This is a genomic window from Streptomyces sp. NPDC000410 (assembly GCF_040300305.1).
Taxonomy (GTDB): domain Bacteria; phylum Actinomycetota; class Actinomycetes; order Streptomycetales; family Streptomycetaceae; genus Streptomyces.
Genome location: NZ_JBEPDM010000021.1, coordinates 99,855 through 119,719, shown reverse-complemented (window position 1 = coordinate 119,719; position 19,865 = coordinate 99,855). Strand labels below are relative to the sequence as shown.

Here is a 19,865-nt window from a genome sequence, read left to right as displayed (position 1 = left end):
CCTGGGCGCGGGCACGGACGTGACCTGGCTGGACGCCCCCGACGGCGTCCTCGCCCTCGCCCGCGACGGATTCGTCTGCACCACCAACACCACCGCCCAACCCGCCCCCATCCCCACCCCCGGAACCATGCTGCTCTCCTCCGCCACCCCCGAGTTCACCGGCGGGACGGTCCTGCTTCCCGCCGACTCCAGCACCTGGTGGGCAATCTGACATGCGCCCGGTACAGTCCAATCCCATGACCGCACGGCTTGCCGACATCGCAGCACAGGCGGGGGTCAGCGAAGCGACGGTCAGCCGAGTGCTCAACGGCAAGCCAGGCGTTGCCGCGGCCACCCGCGAATCGGTGCTCGCCGCACTCGACGTCCTGGGCTACGAACGCCCCGTACGGCTGCGCAGGCGCAGCGCCGGACTTGTCGGACTCATCACCCCCGAACTGGAAAATCCCATATTTCCGGCCCTGGCCCAGGTCATCGGACAAGCGCTGACCCGCCAGGGCTACACGCCCGTGCTGGCCACCCAGACCCCCGGCGGCTCCACGGAGGACGAGCTCACCGAAATGCTCGTGGACCGGGGGGTCTCCGGCATCATCTTCGTCTCCGGGCTGCACGCCGATACGAGCGCCGACATGCAGCGCTACGAGAAGCTGCGCGCCCAGGGCGTGCCGTTCGTGCTCGTCGACGGCTTCTCGCCGCACGTGCGGGCGCCGTTCATCTCCCCCGACGACCGGGCGGCGATGCGGCTGGCGGTGACCCACCTCGTCTCCCTCGGGCACACCCGGATCGGACTGGCCCTCGGACCCAAGCGATTCGTCCCGGTTCTGCGGAAGATCGAGGGTTTCGTCAAGACGGTGCGCGAGCAGCTCGGCCTGACGGACCAGGAGATCGAGTCCGAGCTGATCCAGCACTCCCTCTACACCCTGGAAGGCGGCCAGGCCGCGGCGTCCGCGCTGATGGACCGAGGCTGCACGGCGATCGTGTGCGCGAGCGACATGATGGCGCTCGGCGCGATCCGCGCGGCGCGGCAGCGCGGGCTCGAAGTACCGGACGACGTCTCGGTCGTCGGCTTCGACGACTCCCCGCTGATCGCGTTCACCGACCCGCCGCTGACGACGATCCGCAAGCCGGTGCCGGCGATGGGCCAAGCGGCGGTACGCACACTGCTGGAGGAGATCGGCGGCACCCCTGCTCCGCACAGCGAGTTCGTCTTCATGCCGGAGTTGGTGGTACGCGGTTCAACCGCCGCTGGGCCAGGGGTCGCAGCCGCCTCGTAGGTCCGCACCGCATGCGGTGCGGACGGGGCGGGGGGATGGCAGGGGGATGATCGAACGCGGGTGATGTATCTGGCAGACTCTGCCCCTATGGGTGAAACGACCGTGAAATCTTTGGAAAGCCGGACGGCCGCCCCCTCACCCATGGTGAGCAGGGCCGAGCTCGCACCGGAACGTGGCGGGCTGCTCAAGCTGCGGGCGCCCCGGCGACCGAGGATCTGGGTCGAGATCCTGCTCATCGCGGTGAGTTACTTCACGTACTCGCTCATCCGCAACGGGGTGCCGGAGCAGAAGGCACAGGCCCTGCGGAACGCCGACTGGATCTGGGAGGTCGAGAAGGCCCTGGGGACGGCGTTCGAGCAGACGGTCAACCACACCGTGAACTCGGTGACATGGCTGATCGTGACGATGAACTACTACTACGCGACGCTGCACTTCGTGGTGACACTCGGCCTGCTGGTGTGGCTCTACCGACGGCATCCGGGCCGCTACGCGCCCACGCGGCTCGTGCTCTTCGCGACCACGGGGATCGCGCTCGTGGGCTACTACATGTACCCGCTGGCCCCGCCGCGGCTGATGAGCGGCCAGCACTTCATCGACACGGTGCGCGTGCACGACACCTGGGGCTCGATGGCCTCGGGCGATCTGAAGCAGATGTCGAACCAGTACGCGGCGATGCCGTCGATGCACATGGGCTGGTCGCTGTGGTGCGGACTGACCATCGTCGCGGTGGCGTCGGCCCCGTGGGCGAAGATCCTGGGCCTGCTGTACCCGGCCCTGACGCTGGTGGTGATCGTCGCGACCGCCAACCACTTCTGGATGGACGCGGTGGGCGGGCTGATCTGCCTGGGGTTCGGGTACGCGGTGTCGTACGTCTGGTACGGGGCGCTGCCGCACCGCTTGCCGCGGGACGTTGTACCTGTTGTGGGCATGCGTTCCGCTGGGGGTCCCCCCAGAACGGAGTTCTAGGGGGAGGAACGGGTGGGCACAACCCCCGGGGCCGGGCGCCGTTACGTGACCCTGTGCCCTGGGGGCCTGAAGCGTGCCGCACCCGTCCGGTGAACCGGTGTGTCCGTCCTCAAGCGCCGGACGGGCTACATGTGCGCCCCGCACCCCGTCCAGTGGACCCGTGTGTCCGTCCTCAAACGCCGGACGGGCTCAAGGCGCGGCCCGGTGCGTCACGTGGCCGCCCGTCAGCGTCAGGCGGATCGGGGACTCGGCGAGTTCGTCCGGTGAGGCGGTCACCGGGTCGAGGGCGAAGGCCGTGAGGTCGGCGCGGAAGCCGGCGGCGACCCGGCCCGCGACGGAGGCCTCGCCCGCCGCCACCGCCGCGTGCGACGTGCAGCCCTCCAGGGACATCAGGCCCGTCAGCCCGCGCCCCAGCGAGGCCGCCCCGTGCGGGGCGCGCCCCATCGCCAGCACCTGACGGGCGTCGTAGTGCGCGATCGGCCAGTCCGAGCCGAGCGCGACCACCGCGCCCGCGTCCCGCAGATCGCGGCAGCGCCACGCCCGCGCGGCCCGTTCCTCACCCAGCCGCTTCGACCATTCGTCGGTGTGGTCGGCCCGCGTGTACGCCGTGTGCGGAGGCTGCATGGAGGCGATCACCCCGAGCTGCCCGAACCGGGCGATCTGGTCGTCCGGCAGGGTCTCGATGTGCTCGATCCGGTGCCGCAGCCGCCCGCTCTCCCCCAGCGACTCCACCGTGTCGAGCACATGCCGGACGGCGTGGTCCCCGATGGCGTGCGTGGCCGTGCCCACCCCGGCCGCGTGCAGATGCCGCACGGCGGCCGAGTACGCGGCCGGGTCCGGCCAGAACGCGTCCGTCCCCTGGCCGTGGCAGTCCTCGTGTTCCAGCCACGCCGTACCGCCCTCCACCGTGCCGTCCATGAAGAACTTCACGCCGCCGACCCGCCAGTGCCTGCCGCCGAGCTTCTGGAGCGCGATGAGTTCGTCCAGCTCCTCCGCCCCGGCCCCCGGCATGCACCAGGGGGCGAGGCGCAGCCGCAGCGGCAGGACGTGGTCCTCCTCTACGGCGGCGAGCAGTTCGGGTACGTCACCCTCGCCCAGGTCCATGACGTGCGCGCCCGTCAGCCCGGTCGCGGCCATGGCGGCGAGCAGCTCGACCAGCCGGGCCCGCCGCTCGTCGTACGACGGCTTCGGCATCACCGCGCTGACCAGGGCCATCGCCGCGTGCTCGATCAGGTGCCCGGTGGGCCGGCCGTCCGCGTCGCAGACGATCTCGGAGCGCTGGGCGAACGTACGCGGCCCCGTGATGCCCGCCGCCCTGAGCGCGGCGCCGCTGACGAGGGCGGAGTGCCCGTCGTAGAGCCGGATGAAGGCGGGGGCGCCGTCGACGGCGTCCTCGATCAGGGCGCGGTCGACCGGGCGGCCGCCGAAGACGTTGTGGTCGAGGCCCCAGGCGATCACCCAGCCGCGGGTGGCGCCGGCGGCCCGCAGCTCGGCCCGTAGCTGGTCGAGGTCCCGCACGGCGGAGAGGTCGAGGCCGGTGGCCATTTCCAGGCCCCAGACAGGGTGGCTGTGGCTGTCGGTGAGGCCGGGCGTGAGCGTGGCCCCGGCCAGGTCGACGGTCTCGGTGCCGGGTCCGCGCCAGTCCCGTACGTCCCCGTCGTCGCCCACGGCGGCGATGAGGCCGTCCTTGACGGCGACGGCGGTCGCCTCGGGGCGCCCGGGGTCGAGGGTGCGGACGCGGGCACCGGTGAGGATGAGGTCGGCGGTGGGCACGCACGTACTCCTTAGGCGAGGGGCTGGGCGGCGGTGGCGGCCGGTGCGGTGGGCTCGGCAGAGGCGGCCGGTTCGGTGGGCTCGGCAGAGGCGGCCGGTGCGGTGGGCTCGGCAGAGGCGGCCGGTGCGGTGGGCTCGGCCGGTTCGGCCTGCTCCTGCGGCTCGGCCGGCTCCGTGGCGAACCGGGCGTACACCTCGGGGCGGCTGCGGCGCAGTCGCCACGCGAGCAGCAGCCCGATGACGAACACCGACGGGATGAGCGCGACGAGGATGGTGTTGACCGTGCTCGACGCTCCGGTGAACACGTCGATCTTGGAGACGACCAGCACGATCGCTCCGGCGAGCAGCACGGCGGCGACGACGGGTGCGATCACCGTGCGCACGACGCCCTCGTTGTGGGTGATCCGGCGGAAGTAACAGGGTATGGCGATCGCGGCGAGCAGCTGGAGCGCCATCAGGCCGATTCCCCCAGGGGTGTTCACCCAGAGCAGCAGCTGGGTGTAGGGATCGGCACCGGCCAGGGCGAAGCCGAGGACGATGGCGGCGCCGAGGACCGTCTGGGCGACTCCGGTGATGTACGGGGAGCGGTGGCGGGGGTGGATCCTCGCGAAGGACCTGGGCAGGACGCCCTCCTCGGCGAGGGCGAGCCCGTACCGGTTGATGGCGTTGTGGAAGGCGAGGAGCGAGGCCAGGATGCTGGTGACGATGAAGATGTGCATCAGGTCCGCGGCCCAGGCTCCGACGTACGTCGTGATGGCGGAGAAGAACAGCCCGCCCGCGTCGTCACCGGCGGCCTTGACGACGGCCTCGTTCCCGAAGGCCTGGATCACGGTCCAGACGATGAAGGCGTAGAAGAGGCCGAGGAAGCCGACGGCGATGTAGGTGGCCCGGGTGATGGTGCGGCCGGGGTCGCGGGCCTCGCGGCGGTAGATCACGGTGGACTCGAAGCCGGTGAACGCGGTGAAGGCGAAGGCGAGGACCGCGGCCGTGCCGGGGACCAGGACGTTCCCCGGGGTGAAGGAGTCCAGGGAGAGTCCGCTCGCGCCGCCCTCCAGCAGCACGCCGCCCGCGAGCAGCACCAGGATGCCGGTCTCGGCGACCAGCAGGACGCCCAGCACCTTCGCGCCGAAGTCGATGGAGCGGAAGCCCCCCCACCAGATGAGCAGCAGCCCGGCGATCGAGACGGGCAGCCAGGGGATGTCGATGCCCCAGAGCGCGTGCGCGGTGTCGGCGGTGGCGGTGCCGAGCAGCCCGTACACCCCGATCTCCATGCCGTTGTAGCCGATCAGGGCGAGGAGGGCCGCGCCCATGCCGACGGGCTTGCCGAGGCCCTGGGTGATGTACGCGTAGAAGGCGCCGCCGCCGCGGACGTGGCGGCTCATCGTGGTGAAGCCGACGGCGAAGATCGCGAGGGTGATGCCGGCGATGAGGTATCCGGCGGGGGCGCCGATGCCGCCGAGGACGATGGCGATGGGCGCGACACCGGCCATCACGGTCAGCGGGGCGGCGGCGGACACCACGAAGAAGGCGATGTCGGAGGTGCCGAGCGTGCCGGTGCGGAGGGTGGGAGAGGCCGTTTCGGCTCTCGCCTCGGAGGTCACGGACATGGATCGGGGAGCCCTTCTGGCAGGTGAACGGGGGACCAGCTGGAGGCGACGGCCGGTGGGCCAGAAACCTAAAGGCTTTCGGTTGGCGCAATGTAGCCTCCGGTGCGGGAGTACGGGAAGACCTCACGGCGGGAGACGATTCATGGGACGGCCGCGCACGCCACTGCTGGACCGCGAGCGGATCACCTCGACCGCGCTCCAACTCGTGGCGGAGCAAGGGGAATTCAGCGTTCCGGGGATCGCGCGCCGGCTCGGGGTGCAGACGGCGTCGGTGTACCACCATGTGGACGGCCGGGACGGCATCGTCGAACTGATGCGCGAGCGGGTCTGCTCGGCGATCGACGCCTCGACACTGGACCTCGGCACCTGGGACGCGTCCCTCGCGGCCTGGGCCCGGTCCTACCGTGCCGCCTTCGCCGCACACCCCCGGGTGATCCCCCTGCTGATGACCTCCCCGGTGCGCGCCCCCAAGGTCCTCGAACAGTACGAGCAGGCCGTGGGCGTGCTCCTGGGCGCCGGATTCGCCCTGGAGGACGTCATGGGCGTGATCATCGCCCTGGAGAACCTGGTCCTGGGCTCGGCCCTGGATCTCGCGGCCCCGGAAGCCATGTGGGAGCTCCCCGACGAGACGGCCACCCCGCAGCTGGCCCGCGCACTCGCGGCGGTGGCGCCGGGGCGGGCGGACGCGGCGTTCGAACTGGCACTGGCGGGCTGCATCGCGCACTTCCGCGGACTGCTTGCCGCCGCGTGACACGTGACGCCGCCGTCACACTCCCGTCACGCTCCGGCCGCCACACTGGTCCCGTTCCCATGGGCCGCTCATTCCTGCCGCGGAGGGAAGAACATGAAACGGCACCCTTGTCTCGCCCTCGTCACCCCGCTGTTCGTTTCGTCGGTCGCGTTCGCTCCGGCCGTCTCCGCGCTTGGACACCCGGAAGAGCGGCCTTCCTCCGTTTCCGCCGCTCCCACCGTCGCGAAGTGCGAGCTGACGAGGGGAAAGCCGGACGCACAACGCAAACCCACATACGTTCTCAGGCTCTCCGGATTCACCAAACAGAAAGTGGTGACGGCCCGCTCGGCAGATCAGAAATTCAGCGTCAGTGGCACGACGTCCGATGACGGGAGTTTCCAGTCGACGGTTCCGAGGGGGAGATACGTCGCCCAGGAACTCAACGGCAAGACCATAAGATGCTCGCTGGTCCCGGTGGAGAAGGGACCGGAGGTCACGGACCTGGACGTGCAGATCACACCGAACAGCGGTACGCCGAGCTGCAACCCCCTGACGTTCACCATGACCATCAAGATCACGTCCTCGGGCGCGGGGACCGTCGACTACCGCTGGGACCTCACCCACAAAGGCGATTTCGGCGGGGGCGCTCCCGGAAAGGTCGAATTCACCGGGCCGGGAACCAAGGAAGAGACAAAGACCTACGGGGCATCCCCCGACAAGGCCGGGGAAGTCCATTCCGGCAAAGTGGTGGTGAAGATCCTCACCGGTCCGTCCAAGGGAAAGACCGACCAGGCACCGCTCTCGTTCACGTGCGCGTAGGGGAGCCGGGCGCGCCCCCCGACCGGGGCGTCACGCCCCGTAGAACAGCTCCTCCACCACCGCCCGCGCCCTGCGCGTCGTACGCCGGTAGTCGTCCAGCATGTCCCCCACATGCCCCGGGCCGTACCCCAGGTACCGCCCCACCGCGCCCAGTTCGCGGACGTCCGAGGGGAACGTGTCCCCCGGGCGGCCGCGGACCAGCATCACGGCGTTGCGGACGCGGGTCGCCAGGACCCAGGCCTCGTCGAGGATCTGGGCGTCCTCGGTGGACAGGAGCTCCGCGGACCGGGCCGCCGCGAGGGCCTCGCGGGTGCGGGTGGTGCGCAGGCCGGGTTCCGCCCAGCCGTGGCGCATCTGGAGGAGCTGGACGGTCCATTCGACGTCGCTGAGCCCTCCCCGGCCGAGCTTGGCATGGAGGTTCGGGTCGGCGCCGCGCGGCAGGCGTTCGGTCTCCATACGGGCCTTGAGGCGGCGGATCTCGCGGACCGCGTCCTCGCCCAGGCCCTCCATCGGATAGCGCAGGGGGTCGATCAGCTCGATGAAGCGCGCGCCCAGATCCTGGTCCCCCGCCATCGGCTGGGCGCGCAGGAGGGCCTGGCTCTCCCAGACCAGGGACCAGCGCCGGTAGTAGGCGGCGTACGAGGCGAGCGTACGCACCAGCGGGCCGCTCTTGCCCTCCGGGCGCAGGTCGGCGTCGATCAGCAACGGCGGGTCGGAGGTGGGGACCTGGAGCAGGCGCCGCATCTCCGACACGACGGTGTTCGCGGCGCGGGCCGCCTCCTGCTCGTCCTCCCCCTCGCGCGGCTCGTACACGAACAGGACGTCCGCGTCGGAGCCGTATCCCAGCTCGTGGCCGCCGAAACGCCCCATGCCGATCACCGCGAAGCGGGCCGGGAGGGTCTCGCCCCACCGCTCGCGTACGACGGCCCGCAGCGCGCCGGCGATCGTCGCCGCGTTGAGGTCGGTGACGGCGGTCCCGACCCGGTCGACGAGGGCGCCGGGGTCGTGCTCGGCGGGACTGTCCTCGGTGCCGTACGAACTGATCAGATCCGCCGCGGCCGTACGGAACAGCTCCCGGCGCCGCACTCCGCGCGCCGCGGCCACCGCCGCCTCCGCGCCGTCCGCGCGGCCGACCGCCGCGAGCACCTCCTGCTCCAGCGGCTCGCGGCCGCGCGGCTTCAGCCCTTCCGGGTCGCCGAGCAGCGCCACCGCCTCCGGGGCGCGCAGCAGCAGATCGGGGGCGAGGCGCCCGGCCGAGAGCACCCGCGCCAGGTTCTCCGCGGCCGCGCCCTCGTCCCGCAGCAGCCGCAGATACCAGGGGGTCTTGCCGAGCGCGTCCGACACCTTCCGGAAGCCGAGCAGGCCCGCGTCCGGGTCGGCCGAGTCCGCGAACCAGCCCAGCAGCACCGGCAGCAGCGTCCGCTGGATCGCCGCCTTGCGGGTCATGCCGGAGGACAGGGCCTCCAGATGGCGCAGCGCGGCGGCCGGATCGGCGTATCCGAGCGCCTCCAGGCGCTGTCGGGCGGCCGTCGTGCTGAGCCGGGTCTCACCGGGCGCGAGCTGCGCGACGGCGTCCAGCAGCGGCCGGTAGAAGATCTTCTCGTGCAGCCGCCGCACCACCGTCGAGTGCCGCCGCCACTCCCGCTGCAGCTCGGCGACCGGATCGGTGCGCAGCCCCAGCGAGCGGCCGAGCCGGCGCAGGTCCTCCTCGCCCTCGGGCACGAGGTGCGTACGCCGCAGCCGGTACAGCTGGATGCGGTGCTCCATGGCGCGCAGGAAGCGGTAGGCCTCATCCAGCTGCGCCGCGTCCACCCGCCCCACATAGCCGCCGGCCGCGAGCGCCTTCAGCGCGTCGAGCGTGGTGCCACTCCGCAGCGTCGCGTCGCTGCGCCCGTGCACCAGCTGCAGCAGCTGTACGGCGAATTCGACGTCCCGCAGCCCGCCGGGGCCGAGTTTGAGCTCGCGTTCGATCTGCGCGACGGGGATGTTGTCGACGACCCGGCGGCGCATCTTCTGCACGTCGGGGACGAAGTTCTCGCGCTCCGCGGCCTGCCAGACGAGGGGGGACACGGCCTCGATGTACGCGGCGCCGAGCTCCGGGTCCCCGGCCACCGGCCGGGCCTTCAGCAGCGCCTGGAACTCCCAGGTCTTCGCCCACCGCTGGTAGTACGCGAGATGGCTGGAGAGCGTACGCACCAGCGGACCGTTGCGGCCCTCCGGGCGCAGATTGGCGTCGACCGGCCAGATCGAGCCCTCCACGGTGGTCTCCGAACAGATCCGCATCAGGTGCGAGGCGAGCCGGGTCGCGGCCTTGAGCGCCTTGCCCTCGTCGGCGCCCTCGGCCGGCTCCCCGACGAAGATCACGTCGACGTCGGAGACGTAGTTGAGCTCATGGCCGCCGCACTTTCCCATGGCGATCACCGAGAGGCGGCAGGCACCGGCGTCGTCGGGCGCGGCGGTGCGGGCGATGGCCAGCGCGGCACGCAGTGTCGCGGTCGCGAGGTCGGCGAGTTCGGCCGCGGTCTGGGCGACGTCGGTCGTCCCGCACACGTCACGGGCCGCTATGGACAGCAGACAGCGCCGGTAGGCGACCCGCAGCGAGACGGGATCGGTGGCCTCGGCGAGCCCCTGCTCGAACTCCTCGACCCCGGGGTGCAGATCGGCCGCCTCGTACGTCACCAGCGCGTGCCAGTCGCGCGGGTGCCGCGCCAGGTGGTCACCGAGCGCCTCGGACGCGCCGAGCACGCCGAGCAGCCGGTCGCGCAGCGGCTTCGCGGAGATCAGCGTGTCGAGGAGGCCCCGCCGCTCGTCGGGCTCCTGCGCCTCCACCAGGCGGACGAGCCCGCGCAGCGCGAGATCGGGGTCGGCGGTGGCGCCCAGCGCGTCGAGGAGGACGGAGTCGGCGCGCACGGGCGCCATCTCGGGCAGGTCGAGGAGCCGCTCGGCGGCGGCGGGGTGGGTGAAGCCGTGCCGCAGCAAACGGGTGAACGTACTGCTTCTGCGCCCCGGCACCGTCATCCCGCCGCCTCCGATCAAGGTCATCCGGTTCCGAGCGTAGCCCGAGGGGGCGGATCGCGAGGGGTTCGACCGCCACCCCGTCGCCGGGCAGGGTCCGCACATCGTGGGGACGATGGTCGGGATCGGCACGAGAGACGAGGACCGCCATGCCGGAGCAGCTGCCACGGACCGAGCTGGACCCGCGCTACAGCTCGGCCGACGCCACCGCGACCCCATGGCCCCGGGCCGTGGCCGTCCTGGAGGAGGCCGAGATCTTCTGGCTGTCGACCGTGCGCCCCGACGGACGCCCCCATGTCACGCCGCTGATCGCCCCCTGGGTGGACGGGGCGCTGTACTTCTGCACGGGCGAGGAGGAGTGCAAGGCCCGCAACCTCGCCGCCAACCCGCGGGTGGTCCTGACGACCGGCACCAATGCCTACGACAAGGGCCTCGACGTGGTGATCGAGGGCGAGGCCGTGCACGTCACGGACGAGCGGCGGCTCACCCGGCTGGCCGAGGCCTGGGAGGCGCAGTACGGTCCGGAATGGCACTTCGGCGTACGGGACGGGGCCTTCCACTCCGAGCAGCACAACGGCCGCGCCCTGGTGTTCGAGGTCGCCCCGCGCACCGCCTTCGGCTTCGGCAGGGGCGAGACGTTCAGCCAGACCCGCTGGCGGTTCACGAGCTGATTCACGAACTGAGGGAGACGGCACCATGGAATGGACGCTCGAAGTGATCCCCGTCCCGGTCACCGACGTGGACCGGGCCAAGGCCTTCTACGCGGACCGGTGCGGCTTCAAGGTCGACCTCGACTCGTCCCCCGTCGAGGGGATCCGCTTCGTCCAGATCACCCCGCCGGGCTCCCGCTGCTCCATCGTGTTCGAGAGCGGCCTGCCGGACACTCCCGGGCAGTCCCGCATGGCACCCGGCTCCCTCCAGGGCCTCCAGCTCTGCGTGACCGACATCGAGGCCGCCAGGGCCGAGCTCACCGGCCGCGGCGTGGAGGTCAGCCCGGTCATGAACGTCGGAGCGTCCGGCTGGCAGGAAGGCAAGGGCGAGGACACGTGGAACGCGTTCCTCTTCTTCAAGGACCCCGACGGCAACGGCTGGGTGGTCCAGGAAGCGCCTTCTCCGCTCGCCGAACGCTGACGCACACCGAACGCTGACGCACGCAGACGGCGGGCCCTGCCGGCTACAGCACCGGCAGGTTCTTGCGCAGCTCGAAGGCCGTGACCTCCGAGCGGTACTCCTCCCACTCCTGCTTCTTGTTCCTCAGGAAGAAGTCGAAGACGTGCTCCCCGAGCGTCTCCGCGACGAGTTCGCTGCGCTCCATCAGGGTGATCGCCTCGCCCAGGTTCTGCGGCAGCGGCTCGATGCCCATGGCGCGCCGCTCGGCGTCCGACAGCGCCCACACGTCGTCGTCGGCGCCGGCGGGGAGCTCGTAGCCCTCCTCGATGCCCTTGAGGCCCGCGGCGAGCAGCACCGCGTACGTCAGGTAGGGATTCGCGCCGGAGTCGATCGAGCGGACCTCGACGCGCGAGGAGCCGGTCTTGCCGGGCTTGTACATGGGGACGCGGATCAGGGCCGAGCGGTTGTTGTGGCCCCAGCAGATGTACGAGGGGGCCTCGCCGCCGGAGCCGGCGGTGCGGGCCGAGCCGCCCCAGATGCGCTTGTACGAGTTGACCCACTGGTTGGTGACGGCCGAGATCTCGGCGGCGTGCTTGAGCAGACCGGCGATGAAGGAACGTCCCACCTTGGACAGCTGGTACTCGGCGCCCGACTCGTAGAACGCGTTGCGGTCTCCCTCGAAGAGGGAGAGGTGGGTGTGCATCCCGGAGCCGGGGTACTCGGAGAACGGCTTCGGCATGAAGGTCGCCTGAACCCCCTGCTCCAGCGCGACCTGCTTCATGACCAGGCGGAACGTCATGATGTTGTCCGCGGTCGACAGCGCGTCCGCGTAGCGCAGGTCGATCTCCTGCTGGCCGGGCGCGCCCTCGTGGTGGCTGAACTCGACCGAGATGCCCATGGACTCGAGCATCGTGATCGCCTGGCGGCGGAAGTCCATCCCGACGTTCTGCGGGGTGTGGTCGAAGTAGCCGGAGCTGTCCGCGGGGGTCGGGCGGGTGCCGTCGACCGGCTTGTCCTTGAGCAGGAAGAACTCGATCTCGGGGTGGGTGTAGAAGGTGAAGCCCAGGTCCGAGGTCCTGGCGAGCATCCTCTTGAGGACGAAGCGCGGGTCGGCGAAGGACGGGGAGCCGTCGGGCATGAGGATGTCGCAGAACATCCGGGCCGTGCCGGGGGCCTCCGCGCGCCAGGGCAGGATCTGGAAGGTGCCCGGATCCGGCTTGGCGATCATGTCGGACTCGTAGACCCGCGCGAAGCCCTCGATCGCCGATCCGTCGAAGCCGATGCCCTCGTCGAAGGCCTGCTCGAGCTCGGCGGGGGCCACGGCGACCGACTTGAGGAAGCCGAGCACGTCGGTGAACCACAGGCGCACGAACCGGATGTCGCGCTCCTCGAGCGTGCGGAGCACGAATTCCTGCTGCTTGTCCATAAGCCACATCCTTGCAGTTCAGACGGCCTGTGCACCACCGCCAGGGCGTAGGGAGGAGCTTCAGTATCACGACCCGGGGTTTCGCCCAGATTACGCACCCCGTATGACATGTGGCACGCCCTCGCCACTACCATCTGCGCCCATGGGGGGCTTGCGGCACATCCGCACCGCGCGCACCGCGCGAATCGCGCGTCCCGTGGCGCTCGTGACCGCCACGGCGACGCTCCTCGCCGCGCTCTTCGTCTGTCTGGGTGCCGGCCGGGCGGACGCGCCCACGGACCATGCCGAGGCCCGTCCGGGGACCCCGGCGCTCACGGCCGCGCCGTCGGCGTACCGGCACTCCCAGTACAGCTGCCCGTACGACCGGGACGACTGCGGGCTGTTCCCGCACCTCACCCCGGCCGTGCTCACCGCCCCGCCCCCGGACACGCCCGTGGACGGCGTCGGGCCGGTGTCCTGGCTCGCTCCGGAGCCGTCCCCCGGTCAGGTGCGCCGCACCGGTGCGCTCCCCCGCGCCCCGGATCTTCACGTCCTTCAGGTGCTGCGGACATAGCGGGACCGGCCCTCGCGCCCCTGCCCGCGCATCTCCGTAGCCGCGCATCCGCGCATCCGCGTATCCGCGTATCCGCTGTGCGACACCCTCCACAGAACACCGAAGAAGGACGAAGAAAAATGGCTTCCAAGGCAAAGACCAACGACCGCAGGGCCCGGATAGAGCAGATGCGACGCGCCGAGCTGGCCCGCGAGCGTCGCAACCGGATCATCACCATCTCCATCAGCACCGTCGTGGTGGCGGGCCTCGTCGGCTTCGGTGCGTTCGTGCTGAACAGGGAGTCGGAGAAGAAGGAGCAGGCGGAGGTCGCCGCCAAGAGCCCCGTCACGGGCGAGAAGACCTGGGACGCGAAGAAGCTCGGCCGTAAGCACGTCCCCCCGGCCTCGTACCCGATGAAGCCGCCGGTCGGCGGTGACCACCACGAGGCGTGGATGAACTGCGACGGCGACGTCTACGACAAGGCGATCCCCGACATGCACGCCGTCCACTCGCTGGAGCACGGCGCGGTGTGGGTGACGTACAACGACAAGGCCCCGGCCGCCGACGTGAAGAAGCTGAAGGACAAGGTCGGCAAGACGTCGTACACCCTGATGAGCCCGGTCAAGGACCAGGCCGGGGCGATCATGCTCAGCGCGTGGGGCAAGCAGGTCACGGTGGACGGGGCGGACGACCCGCGCGTGGACCAGTTCTTCACGAAGTACGTGCAGGGCCCGCAGACGCCTGAGAAGGGCGCCGTGTGCACGGGCGGGATGGGCGCGTGAGCCGGCCGGCCCGACCACTGACCCTGACGATCACCCGGACGCACTGGGCCGCGGTCACGGCCGTCGTGCTGGCGCTCCTGTTCGCGGGGGCGGCCACCGTGGCGTCCGCACGGGGTGAGGCGCCGACGACGACGGCGGCGGCCCCCGGCCCTGACTCCGCGGAGGCGGGCTTCGCCAGGGACATGTCCGTCCACCATCAGCAGGCGGTGGAGATGTCCTTCATCGTGCGGGACCGCACGCAGGACGAGGGGATACGCAGCCTCGCCTACGACATCGCCAACACCCAGGCGAACCAGCGGGGCATGATGCTGGGCTGGCTGGATCTGTGGGGGCTGCCGAAGGTGCGGTCCGGCACCGAGCCCATGGCCTGGATGAACAACGGTGAGTCCGGAGGCCACGGCGGGCACGGCGGCGGCCACGGCGGCCACCAGGTGCGCGACGGCTCGCTGATGCCCGGCATGGCCACCAAGACCGAGCTGGCCCAGCTGGCGAAGGCCGACGGCAAGCAGGCGGAGATCCTCTACCTCCAGCTGATGACCGACCACCACATCGGCGGGGTCGCGATGGCGCAGGGCTGCGTCGACCTCTGCACGGTGGAGGCGGAGAAGACCCTCGCGCAGGACATGGTCGACGGCCAGAACTCCGAGCTGGAACTGATGGCGGACCTGCTGAAGAAGCGCGGCGCCAAGCCCCGGAGCTAGGAACAGTCTCCAGGGAGTGTCGTCACAGTCCCGTCTGCCCCGCGGGCGGACGGGACTGTGACGACATGACCTAGGTCCGCTCCAGGCTTTCGTCCGCCCCGGGCCGCCACACCACCCGGGGCGGGCGGAGCGCCGCGCACAGGGGCAGGCCGCAGCCGTCGGTGAGCCCCAGTACGGCCTCGGCGGAGCCCGCCGCCAGCAGCTCTTCGGGGATGTCGGCGAAGAACAGCTTCGCGCGCCGGAACATCGTGAACGTACCGCCCGGCGGCAGTTCACCCCAGGTCAGATAGATGAAACGGGCACCGCGCCGGCCCTGGACGTACGGGCCGCGGAAGTCGGTCGTCCCGTCGGGCGCCTCGACAGTCTCGGCGGTAACGTCGAATACGGCTTCCTCGGCATCGGCCGGCACCAGCTGGTCGGGTTCCCTCCCCCGCTGCGTACCGACGTGGACGTCGGAGTAGTCCCCGCAGTCACGGCCGGGCAGATCCCGCCCTGTGATGCGCAAGGTCAGCCGGGCCATCGGCAGGCTCCTTCCATCGGCTTGCTCCTTCCACCGGTGCGGTCGCGAGGCCGGCCCGTGCTCGGGAGGTTCGCTCAGGAGGTTCGCTCAGGAGGTTTCAGGAGGTTCGCACCCATGACCACAGCCAAAGACATCATGCACCCCGGGGCCCACTGGCTCCCCTCGCACGAGACCCTGGACCGCGCCGCGCAGCTGATGCGCGAGCTGAACGTGGGCGCTCTCCCCATCGCCGATGCGGACGAGCGTCTCTGCGGCATTCTCACGGACCGCGACATCGTCGTGGGCTGTGTGGCGATGGGCCATGACCCGTCGAAGATCACCGCGGCCGATATGGCGAAGGGCACCCCGCGGTGGATCGACGCGGGCGCCGATGTGGACGAGGTGCTGCACGAGATGCAGGACCACCAGATCCGCCGGCTGCCCGTGATCGAGAACAAACGACTGGTCGGAATGATCAGCGAGGCCGATCTGGCCCAGCATCTGTCGGAGGATCAGATCGCGTCCTTCGCCGAGCACGTGTACGCGCCGACGCGCTGATCGCTCACATGGTCAGGACCGCGCGGGCCACCGCGTCCGGACGGTCCAGCATCATCAGATGGCCCGACGGCTCGACGGCCTCGAAACGGGTGTCGTCGCCGAGCTGCCGGGCCAGTGTGCGCTGCCGCTCCACCCAGCGCGTCTCGAACCGGCTCCGGACACCCCCTTCGTGGCCGTCGTACGCCACGAGGACGGCCACCGGTACCCCTTCGGGGAGCGGGAAACGCGTCCGCAGGGCGAGGAGTTCCGCGGCGACCGCGCGGTAGTGGGTGTTCTCCAGCAGGGCCCCTTGCAGCACGCGCCCGGTGCCGTAGCAGCGGCGTACGAGAGCGGCGGGAGCCGGGTCGCCGCCGGACGTACGGGAGAGCCGGACCACGGCACGCCGGGTGAGGGGCCCGAGCGTCGCGGGCGCTCCCACGGCGGTCAGGGCCGTACCGAGTGCGCGGGCGAGGGCCGTGCGCACGGCGGGGGCGGCGGGCACGCGTGCCCGTTCCTCGACGCTGGAGTCGACGAGGACGAGTCCGGACGTACGGGCCGGATGGAGGCGGGCGAAGGCCTCGGCGTGGAATCCGGCGATGGAGTGTCCGACGACGGTGGCGGGGCCGGTGAGGCCGAGCCCGTCGAGGAGCGCGGCGATGCGGTGGGCCTCGCCCGCGGCGGACGGCGGTACGGCGGCGGGGGCGCTCAGTCCGTGTCCGGGCCGGTCGAAGCGGACGACCGTGCGGTGCGGGGTGAGCAGCGGGACGACGGGGTCCCAGTCGAACCAGCTCATGGCGAGTCCGGCACTGAGGACGCAGACCGGGCCACTGCCCTCGACGACGACGTGGTGCGGTACGCCCCCGACCCGTACGAAGCTCACCTGGTGCCTCTCCTCGTGCGTCGCCCCTCCCGCTCCGGGGACTGCCGCGCCACCGCGTACGCGAGTGTCGCGAGCCAGCCTGCCACGAGCAGCACCTGGAGCCGCTGCCCGGCCCCGAGGGCCCAGTTCCCGCCGCCCGCCTCGAAGGCGGCGACGGCGGCCAGGGTCCAGCCGGTGGCGGCGAGTTCGAGGCCGACGAGCACGGGTCCGGCGCGGGCCAGCGGCGGCCACCAGCGGTAGCGGCGGGCGGCGACGGTGAGCGCGACGAGACCGACGAGGGCGCCCGTCATGGCGAGGGTGGAGCTGACGGCGTGCGCGGTGTGGGTCGCCGGGACGAGCCCCCCGGACTCGCGCGCCGCGCACTGCGGGTCGGCGGTGGGCGCGCAGCTGAGCGGCAGCAGGGAGTCGGCGGCGGTGGCGGCCCCGAAGAACGCGAGGCCGCCCCAGCCGATGAGCGCCCAGGGCCGCCGCGCCGTGGTGACCAGGCCCAGGAGCGCGCCCGCCAGGACGAGCAGCCCGGCGGCGAGATCGGTGCCCCGGAACAGCCCGCCGAAGGGCTGGTCGGCGGCGGAGAGTTCACTGACGTACGTCCGGACCGGGTCGAGGCCGGTCACCAGGACGACTTCGAGTACCCAGGCGCTGTACGCGACCGCCCCGAGAGCGAGCAGGGCGGCGACGGGCCGCGCGGCGGTCGTCGTCATGGGCCCATGGTCGGTGGAGCGCGGGCGGCCCGCACACCGAGCGATACGGGGCGGGGGTATGCTGCCTCCCCATGGGGAGCGACCGGATCTCGCAGTGGGCGCGGCTGTTGCTGCTCGTGGCCCTGCTGTCCGGGCTGGCCCTGATGCACACGGTGGGACATCCGTCGGCACACGGAAGCGGACGCGGCGACGGGTACGCCGCGGCACACCACCTGCCACCACAGGGCGCGGTCGGCGTCGCCGGACACGAGGGCCCCGCGACGCCCCGCACGCCGGGGCACGTGACGGGGTCGCTGAACGGCTCCGCGGCCGGGGCGGCGGCGGGTGCCGCGGGGGATGACCTGGCCGGCGGGCACGGCGGCCCGGTCCGGGCGGCCGGCCTCGCGAGGGATGCCGTGATCGCCGGAAGCGACGGCCCGGCCGAGGCGGCACCCCGCCCCACAGAGGATGCCCTGGCCGTCGGACACGAGCACGTCCCAACCGGTGCGGCGCCCCGCCCCATGGGGGACGGCCCGGCCGGCGGACACGGGGGCGGCGGCGAGCGTGGGCTGGACCCCGGTGCCGTGTGTCTCGCCGTGCTCGGGCCGTGGGGCCTCGCGGCACTGCTCGGAGGCCTCGCCGCGTATCGGCTGAGGCTCCGTTCGCACGGCGCGCACGCGCGCCCGCGCGGGCTGCGGCCGGTGCTCGCGCCGTGGGCCGCTCCGCCCCCGCCCGGAGGGCTCGTCCTCGCTCGGTTGTCGGTGCTGCGGATCTAGGAACACGGCCGCCGACTGCTTCGGTGGGCCTGGCCCCGGGGGGAACCTCCGGGCGCTGAGCGGTGTACCAGAAGCAGCGGACGCACCCATCCGCACGCGAGTACGTCAGTAAGCCCTTACGTCCGTACGCAACACCGACATCACCACGAGGTGCACTCAGTCATGCGCATCCACCCCGCCACCCCACGCCGGGCCGTGCTCGGCGCCGGAATCGCCGCGGCCGGGACGGCGTTCCTGTCCTCCTGCTCGGGCGCCACGGAGCACGGCGGCCACGGTCCCGGCCGGGCCACCGATGCCCCCACCGCAGCTCCCCAGGGCTTCGTCTCCCCCGACGGCAAGGAGGTCGCGGCGGCCGAGAAGGCCCGCGGCGGCGGCCCCGTCCGGACCGTGAAGCTCACCGCGACCGCCGGCTCCCTCGACCTGGGCGGCGGACAGACCGTCAGGTCCTGGGCGTACGGGGACCGGCTGCCCGGCCAGGAGGTCCGGGTCACCGCGGGCGACACCCTGGCCCTGACCCTCGCCAACCACCTCCCCGAGGCCACGTCGCTGCACTGGCATGGGCTCGCCCTGCGCAACGACATGGACGGCGTGCCCGGCCTGACCCAGCGCGAGATCAGGCCGGGCGCGGACTTCACGTATCGCTTCGCGGTCCCGCACCCCGGCACGTACTGGTTCCATCCGCACTCGGGCGTGCAGCAGGACCGCGGGCTGTACGCGCCCCTGATCGTGGAGGACCCGAAGGAGCCCCTGGCCTACGACAAGGAGTGGGTCGTCGTCCTGGACGACTGGGTCGACGGGGTGGACGGCTCGACTCCGGACGCGGTGCTGACGGAGCTGCGCGGAGGCATGGGCGGCGGCGGCCACGAGGGCCACTCGCTGGCGAAACCCTCCCCCGGCGCACCGGCGGCCGACGGCCCCTCGCGGATGATGATGGACGCGAAGAGCGACCTGCTGGGCGGCGACGCCGGCGACGTGGCGTACCCGCACTACCTGATCAACGGCCGCACACCCCAGGCGCCTTCGTCCTTCGCGGCGAGGCCGGGCGACCGCATCCGGCTGCGGATCATCAACGCGGGAGGCGACACGGCGTTCCGGGTGGCGCTGGGCGGCCATGAGCTGACGGTGACCCACACCGACGGCTTCCCCGTCGAGCACGCCCGCACCGACGCGCTGCTGCTGGGCATGGGCGAGCGGTACGACGTGCTGGTCACCGCGGGCGACGGCGTCTTCCCGCTCACCGCCGTCGCGGAGGGGAAGCGGGCCGCCGCGCTGGCCCTGCTGCGCACCGCCACCGGCGCGGCGCCCGCGGCCTCCGTCCGGCCCGAGGAGCTGTCCGGCCGGCTGCTGACGGCCGACCGGCTGAAGGCCGCGGAGTCCGTCGCCCTGGCGCCCGGAAAGCCCGACCGCACGATCCGGATCAAGCTGACCGGGGGCATGCGGACGTACGACTGGGCCTTCGACGGCAAGCCGTACGCCCCCGGGCCCCCGCCCCATGAGGTCCGCTCCGGCGAGCGGGTGCGTCTGGTCTTCACCAACTCGACGACGATGTGGCACCCGCTCCACCTCCACGGCCACACCTTCGCCCTGGCGAACAGCCTGGGCGGGGCCCGGAAGGACACGGCGGTGATCCTGCCGAACGGCACGCTGACGGTGGACTTCGACGCGGACAATCCGGGCCTGTGGATGATCCACTGCCACAACGTGTACCACGCTGAGGCGGGCATGATGACGGTGCTGGGCTACCGCGGGTAGCGGGTGGGG

At 71.9% G+C, this 19,865-nt stretch carries 19 protein-coding genes and 1 pseudogene; 13 read left to right on the top strand and 7 right to left on the bottom strand.

Annotated elements, in window-relative coordinates; translation table 11 throughout:
- The 3 genes and pseudogenes from ABT342_RS21815 to ABT342_RS21805 form a co-directional block, all read left to right on the top strand.
- A pseudogene (locus ABT342_RS21815) lies at positions 1 to 211 on the top strand (alpha-glucosidase); the annotation flags it as partial.
- A 25-nt stretch (positions 212 to 236) separates the two neighbouring features.
- Complete coding sequence (locus ABT342_RS21810; protein WP_351576211.1) at positions 237 to 1,271, top strand: LacI family DNA-binding transcriptional regulator; 1,035 nt, start codon at positions 237 to 239, stop codon at positions 1,269 to 1,271.
- Between the two features lie 87 nt (positions 1,272 to 1,358).
- Positions 1,359 to 2,237, top strand: coding sequence for a phosphatase PAP2 family protein (locus tag ABT342_RS21805; protein WP_351576208.1), 879 nt, complete (start codon positions 1,359 to 1,361; stop codon positions 2,235 to 2,237).
- Between the two features lie 189 nt (positions 2,238 to 2,426).
- On the opposite strand, the gene ABT342_RS21800 is transcribed toward ABT342_RS21805, so the two are convergent.
- The gene (locus tag ABT342_RS21800; protein WP_351576205.1) at positions 2,427 to 4,010 is read right to left on the bottom strand and encodes an amidohydrolase; all 1,584 of its coding nucleotides are present in this window, start codon (positions 4,008 to 4,010) and stop codon (positions 2,427 to 2,429) included.
- An 11-nt stretch (positions 4,011 to 4,021) separates the two neighbouring features.
- On the bottom strand, positions 4,022 to 5,617 hold the full coding sequence (locus tag ABT342_RS21795; RefSeq protein WP_351576202.1) for an APC family permease: 1,596 nt from the start codon (positions 5,615 to 5,617) through the stop codon (positions 4,022 to 4,024).
- Between the two features lie 142 nt (positions 5,618 to 5,759).
- Here ABT342_RS21795 and ABT342_RS21790 point away from each other — a divergent pair, with 142 nt between their 5' ends.
- Both ABT342_RS21790 and ABT342_RS21785 read left to right on the top strand, forming a co-directional pair.
- Positions 5,760 to 6,368 (top strand): TetR/AcrR family transcriptional regulator C-terminal domain-containing protein, encoded by a 609-nt coding sequence (locus tag ABT342_RS21790; protein WP_351576199.1) that lies wholly within the window; start codon positions 5,760 to 5,762, stop codon positions 6,366 to 6,368.
- A 93-nt stretch (positions 6,369 to 6,461) separates the two neighbouring features.
- Positions 6,462 to 7,166, top strand: a complete 705-nt coding sequence (locus ABT342_RS21785; protein ID WP_351576196.1) for a hypothetical protein — start codon at positions 6,462 to 6,464, stop codon at positions 7,164 to 7,166.
- A gap of 30 nt (positions 7,167 to 7,196) precedes the next feature.
- Here the strand turns inward: ABT342_RS21785 and ABT342_RS21780 are convergent, their stop codons facing one another.
- Positions 7,197 to 10,184 carry a bifunctional [glutamine synthetase] adenylyltransferase/[glutamine synthetase]-adenylyl-L-tyrosine phosphorylase gene (locus ABT342_RS21780; protein WP_351576227.1) on the bottom strand — a complete coding sequence of 996 codons (2,988 nt, stop codon included), beginning with the start codon at positions 10,182 to 10,184 and terminating at the stop codon, positions 7,197 to 7,199.
- Positions 10,185 to 10,330: 146 nt separating this feature from the next.
- On the opposite strand from ABT342_RS21780, the gene ABT342_RS21775 reads away from it, so the two are divergent.
- Together ABT342_RS21775 and ABT342_RS21770 are read left to right on the top strand one after the other, a co-directional pair.
- Positions 10,331 to 10,852 (top strand): pyridoxamine 5'-phosphate oxidase family protein, encoded by a 522-nt coding sequence (locus tag ABT342_RS21775; protein ID WP_351576193.1) that lies wholly within the window; start codon positions 10,331 to 10,333, stop codon positions 10,850 to 10,852.
- 25 nt (positions 10,853 to 10,877) lie between these two features.
- The gene (locus ABT342_RS21770) at positions 10,878 to 11,312 is read left to right on the top strand and encodes a VOC family protein (protein WP_351576190.1); all 435 of its coding nucleotides are present in this window, start codon (positions 10,878 to 10,880) and stop codon (positions 11,310 to 11,312) included.
- 43 nt (positions 11,313 to 11,355) lie between these two features.
- Here the strand turns inward: ABT342_RS21770 and glnA2 are convergent, their stop codons facing one another.
- On the bottom strand, positions 11,356 to 12,717 hold the full coding sequence (glnA2, locus tag ABT342_RS21765; RefSeq protein ID WP_351576187.1) for a gamma-glutamylpolyamine synthetase GlnA2: 1,362 nt from the start codon (positions 12,715 to 12,717) through the stop codon (positions 11,356 to 11,358).
- Positions 12,718 to 12,859: 142 nt separating this feature from the next.
- Here glnA2 and ABT342_RS21760 point away from each other — a divergent pair, with 142 nt between their 5' ends.
- The 3 genes from ABT342_RS21760 (at position 12,860) to ABT342_RS21750 (ending at position 14,732) form a co-directional block, all read left to right on the top strand.
- Positions 12,860 to 13,270, top strand: a complete 411-nt coding sequence (locus ABT342_RS21760) for a hypothetical protein (RefSeq protein WP_351576184.1) — start codon at positions 12,860 to 12,862, stop codon at positions 13,268 to 13,270.
- A gap of 119 nt (positions 13,271 to 13,389) precedes the next feature.
- Positions 13,390 to 14,031: a thioredoxin-like domain-containing protein gene (locus ABT342_RS21755; RefSeq protein WP_351576181.1), complete on the top strand. Its 642-nt coding sequence runs from the start codon at positions 13,390 to 13,392 to the stop codon at positions 14,029 to 14,031.
- A 17-nt stretch (positions 14,032 to 14,048) separates the two neighbouring features.
- Positions 14,049 to 14,732, top strand: coding sequence for a DUF305 domain-containing protein (locus ABT342_RS21750; RefSeq protein ID WP_351576224.1), 684 nt, complete (start codon positions 14,049 to 14,051; stop codon positions 14,730 to 14,732).
- A gap of 70 nt (positions 14,733 to 14,802) precedes the next feature.
- Here ABT342_RS21750 and ABT342_RS21745 read toward each other — a convergent pair whose 3' ends face one another.
- Positions 14,803 to 15,252, bottom strand: a complete 450-nt coding sequence (locus ABT342_RS21745) for a DUF5990 family protein (RefSeq protein ID WP_351576178.1) — start codon at positions 15,250 to 15,252, stop codon at positions 14,803 to 14,805.
- Positions 15,253 to 15,366: 114 nt separating this feature from the next.
- Between ABT342_RS21745 and ABT342_RS21740 the strand changes: the two genes are divergently transcribed.
- Positions 15,367 to 15,789, top strand: coding sequence for a CBS domain-containing protein (locus ABT342_RS21740; RefSeq protein WP_351576175.1), 423 nt, complete (start codon positions 15,367 to 15,369; stop codon positions 15,787 to 15,789).
- Between the two features lie 4 nt (positions 15,790 to 15,793).
- Here the strand turns inward: ABT342_RS21740 and ABT342_RS21735 are convergent, their stop codons facing one another.
- On the bottom strand, positions 15,794 to 16,648 hold the full coding sequence (locus tag ABT342_RS21735) for an alpha/beta fold hydrolase (protein WP_351576172.1): 855 nt from the start codon (positions 16,646 to 16,648) through the stop codon (positions 15,794 to 15,796).
- Positions 16,645 to 17,349, bottom strand: coding sequence for a DUF998 domain-containing protein (locus ABT342_RS21730; protein WP_351576169.1), 705 nt, complete (start codon positions 17,347 to 17,349; stop codon positions 16,645 to 16,647). Before ABT342_RS21730 ends, ABT342_RS21735 begins: the two co-directional genes overlap by 4 nt.
- Positions 17,350 to 17,420: 71 nt before the next feature.
- Between ABT342_RS21730 and ABT342_RS21725 the strand changes: the two genes are divergently transcribed.
- Both ABT342_RS21725 and ABT342_RS21720 read left to right on the top strand, forming a co-directional pair.
- Positions 17,421 to 18,104 (top strand): hypothetical protein, encoded by a 684-nt coding sequence (locus ABT342_RS21725; RefSeq protein WP_351576166.1) that lies wholly within the window; start codon positions 17,421 to 17,423, stop codon positions 18,102 to 18,104.
- Between the two features lie 162 nt (positions 18,105 to 18,266).
- Entirely contained in the window at positions 18,267 to 19,856 is a 1,590-nt protein-coding gene (locus ABT342_RS21720; RefSeq protein ID WP_351576163.1) for a multicopper oxidase family protein, read from the top strand.
- The last annotated feature ends 9 nt before the right edge of the window (positions 19,857 to 19,865 follow it).

What these genes read in the sequence shown, in the direction of transcription:
- ABT342_RS21810 (WP_351576211.1), top strand. Translation starts at nt 237, where the DNA reads ATGACCGCACGGCTTGCCGACATCGCAGCACAGGCGGGGGTCAGCGAA.
- ABT342_RS21805 (WP_351576208.1), top strand. Translation starts at nt 1,359, where the DNA reads ATGGGTGAAACGACCGTGAAATCTTTGGAAAGCCGGACGGCCGCCCCC.
- ABT342_RS21795 (WP_351576202.1), bottom strand. Translation starts at nt 5,617, where the DNA reads ATGTCCGTGACCTCCGAGGCGAGAGCCGAAACGGCCTCTCCCACCCTC.
- ABT342_RS21790 (WP_351576199.1), top strand. Translation starts at nt 5,760, where the DNA reads ATGGGACGGCCGCGCACGCCACTGCTGGACCGCGAGCGGATCACCTCG.
- ABT342_RS21785 (WP_351576196.1), top strand. Translation starts at nt 6,462, where the DNA reads ATGAAACGGCACCCTTGTCTCGCCCTCGTCACCCCGCTGTTCGTTTCG.
- ABT342_RS21780 (WP_351576227.1), bottom strand. Translation starts at nt 10,184, where the DNA reads ATGACGGTGCCGGGGCGCAGAAGCAGTACGTTCACCCGTTTGCTGCGG.
- ABT342_RS21775 (WP_351576193.1), top strand. Translation starts at nt 10,331, where the DNA reads ATGCCGGAGCAGCTGCCACGGACCGAGCTGGACCCGCGCTACAGCTCG.
- ABT342_RS21770 (WP_351576190.1), top strand. Translation starts at nt 10,878, where the DNA reads ATGGAATGGACGCTCGAAGTGATCCCCGTCCCGGTCACCGACGTGGAC.
- glnA2 (WP_351576187.1), bottom strand. Translation starts at nt 12,717, where the DNA reads ATGGACAAGCAGCAGGAATTCGTGCTCCGCACGCTCGAGGAGCGCGAC.
- ABT342_RS21760 (WP_351576184.1), top strand. Translation starts at nt 12,860, where the DNA reads ATGGGGGGCTTGCGGCACATCCGCACCGCGCGCACCGCGCGAATCGCG.
- ABT342_RS21755 (WP_351576181.1), top strand. Translation starts at nt 13,390, where the DNA reads ATGGCTTCCAAGGCAAAGACCAACGACCGCAGGGCCCGGATAGAGCAG.
- ABT342_RS21745 (WP_351576178.1), bottom strand. Translation starts at nt 15,252, where the DNA reads ATGGCCCGGCTGACCTTGCGCATCACAGGGCGGGATCTGCCCGGCCGT.
- ABT342_RS21740 (WP_351576175.1), top strand. Translation starts at nt 15,367, where the DNA reads ATGACCACAGCCAAAGACATCATGCACCCCGGGGCCCACTGGCTCCCC.
- ABT342_RS21730 (WP_351576169.1), bottom strand. Translation starts at nt 17,349, where the DNA reads ATGACGACGACCGCCGCGCGGCCCGTCGCCGCCCTGCTCGCTCTCGGG.
- ABT342_RS21725 (WP_351576166.1), top strand. Translation starts at nt 17,421, where the DNA reads ATGGGGAGCGACCGGATCTCGCAGTGGGCGCGGCTGTTGCTGCTCGTG.
- ABT342_RS21720 (WP_351576163.1), top strand. Translation starts at nt 18,267, where the DNA reads ATGCGCATCCACCCCGCCACCCCACGCCGGGCCGTGCTCGGCGCCGGA.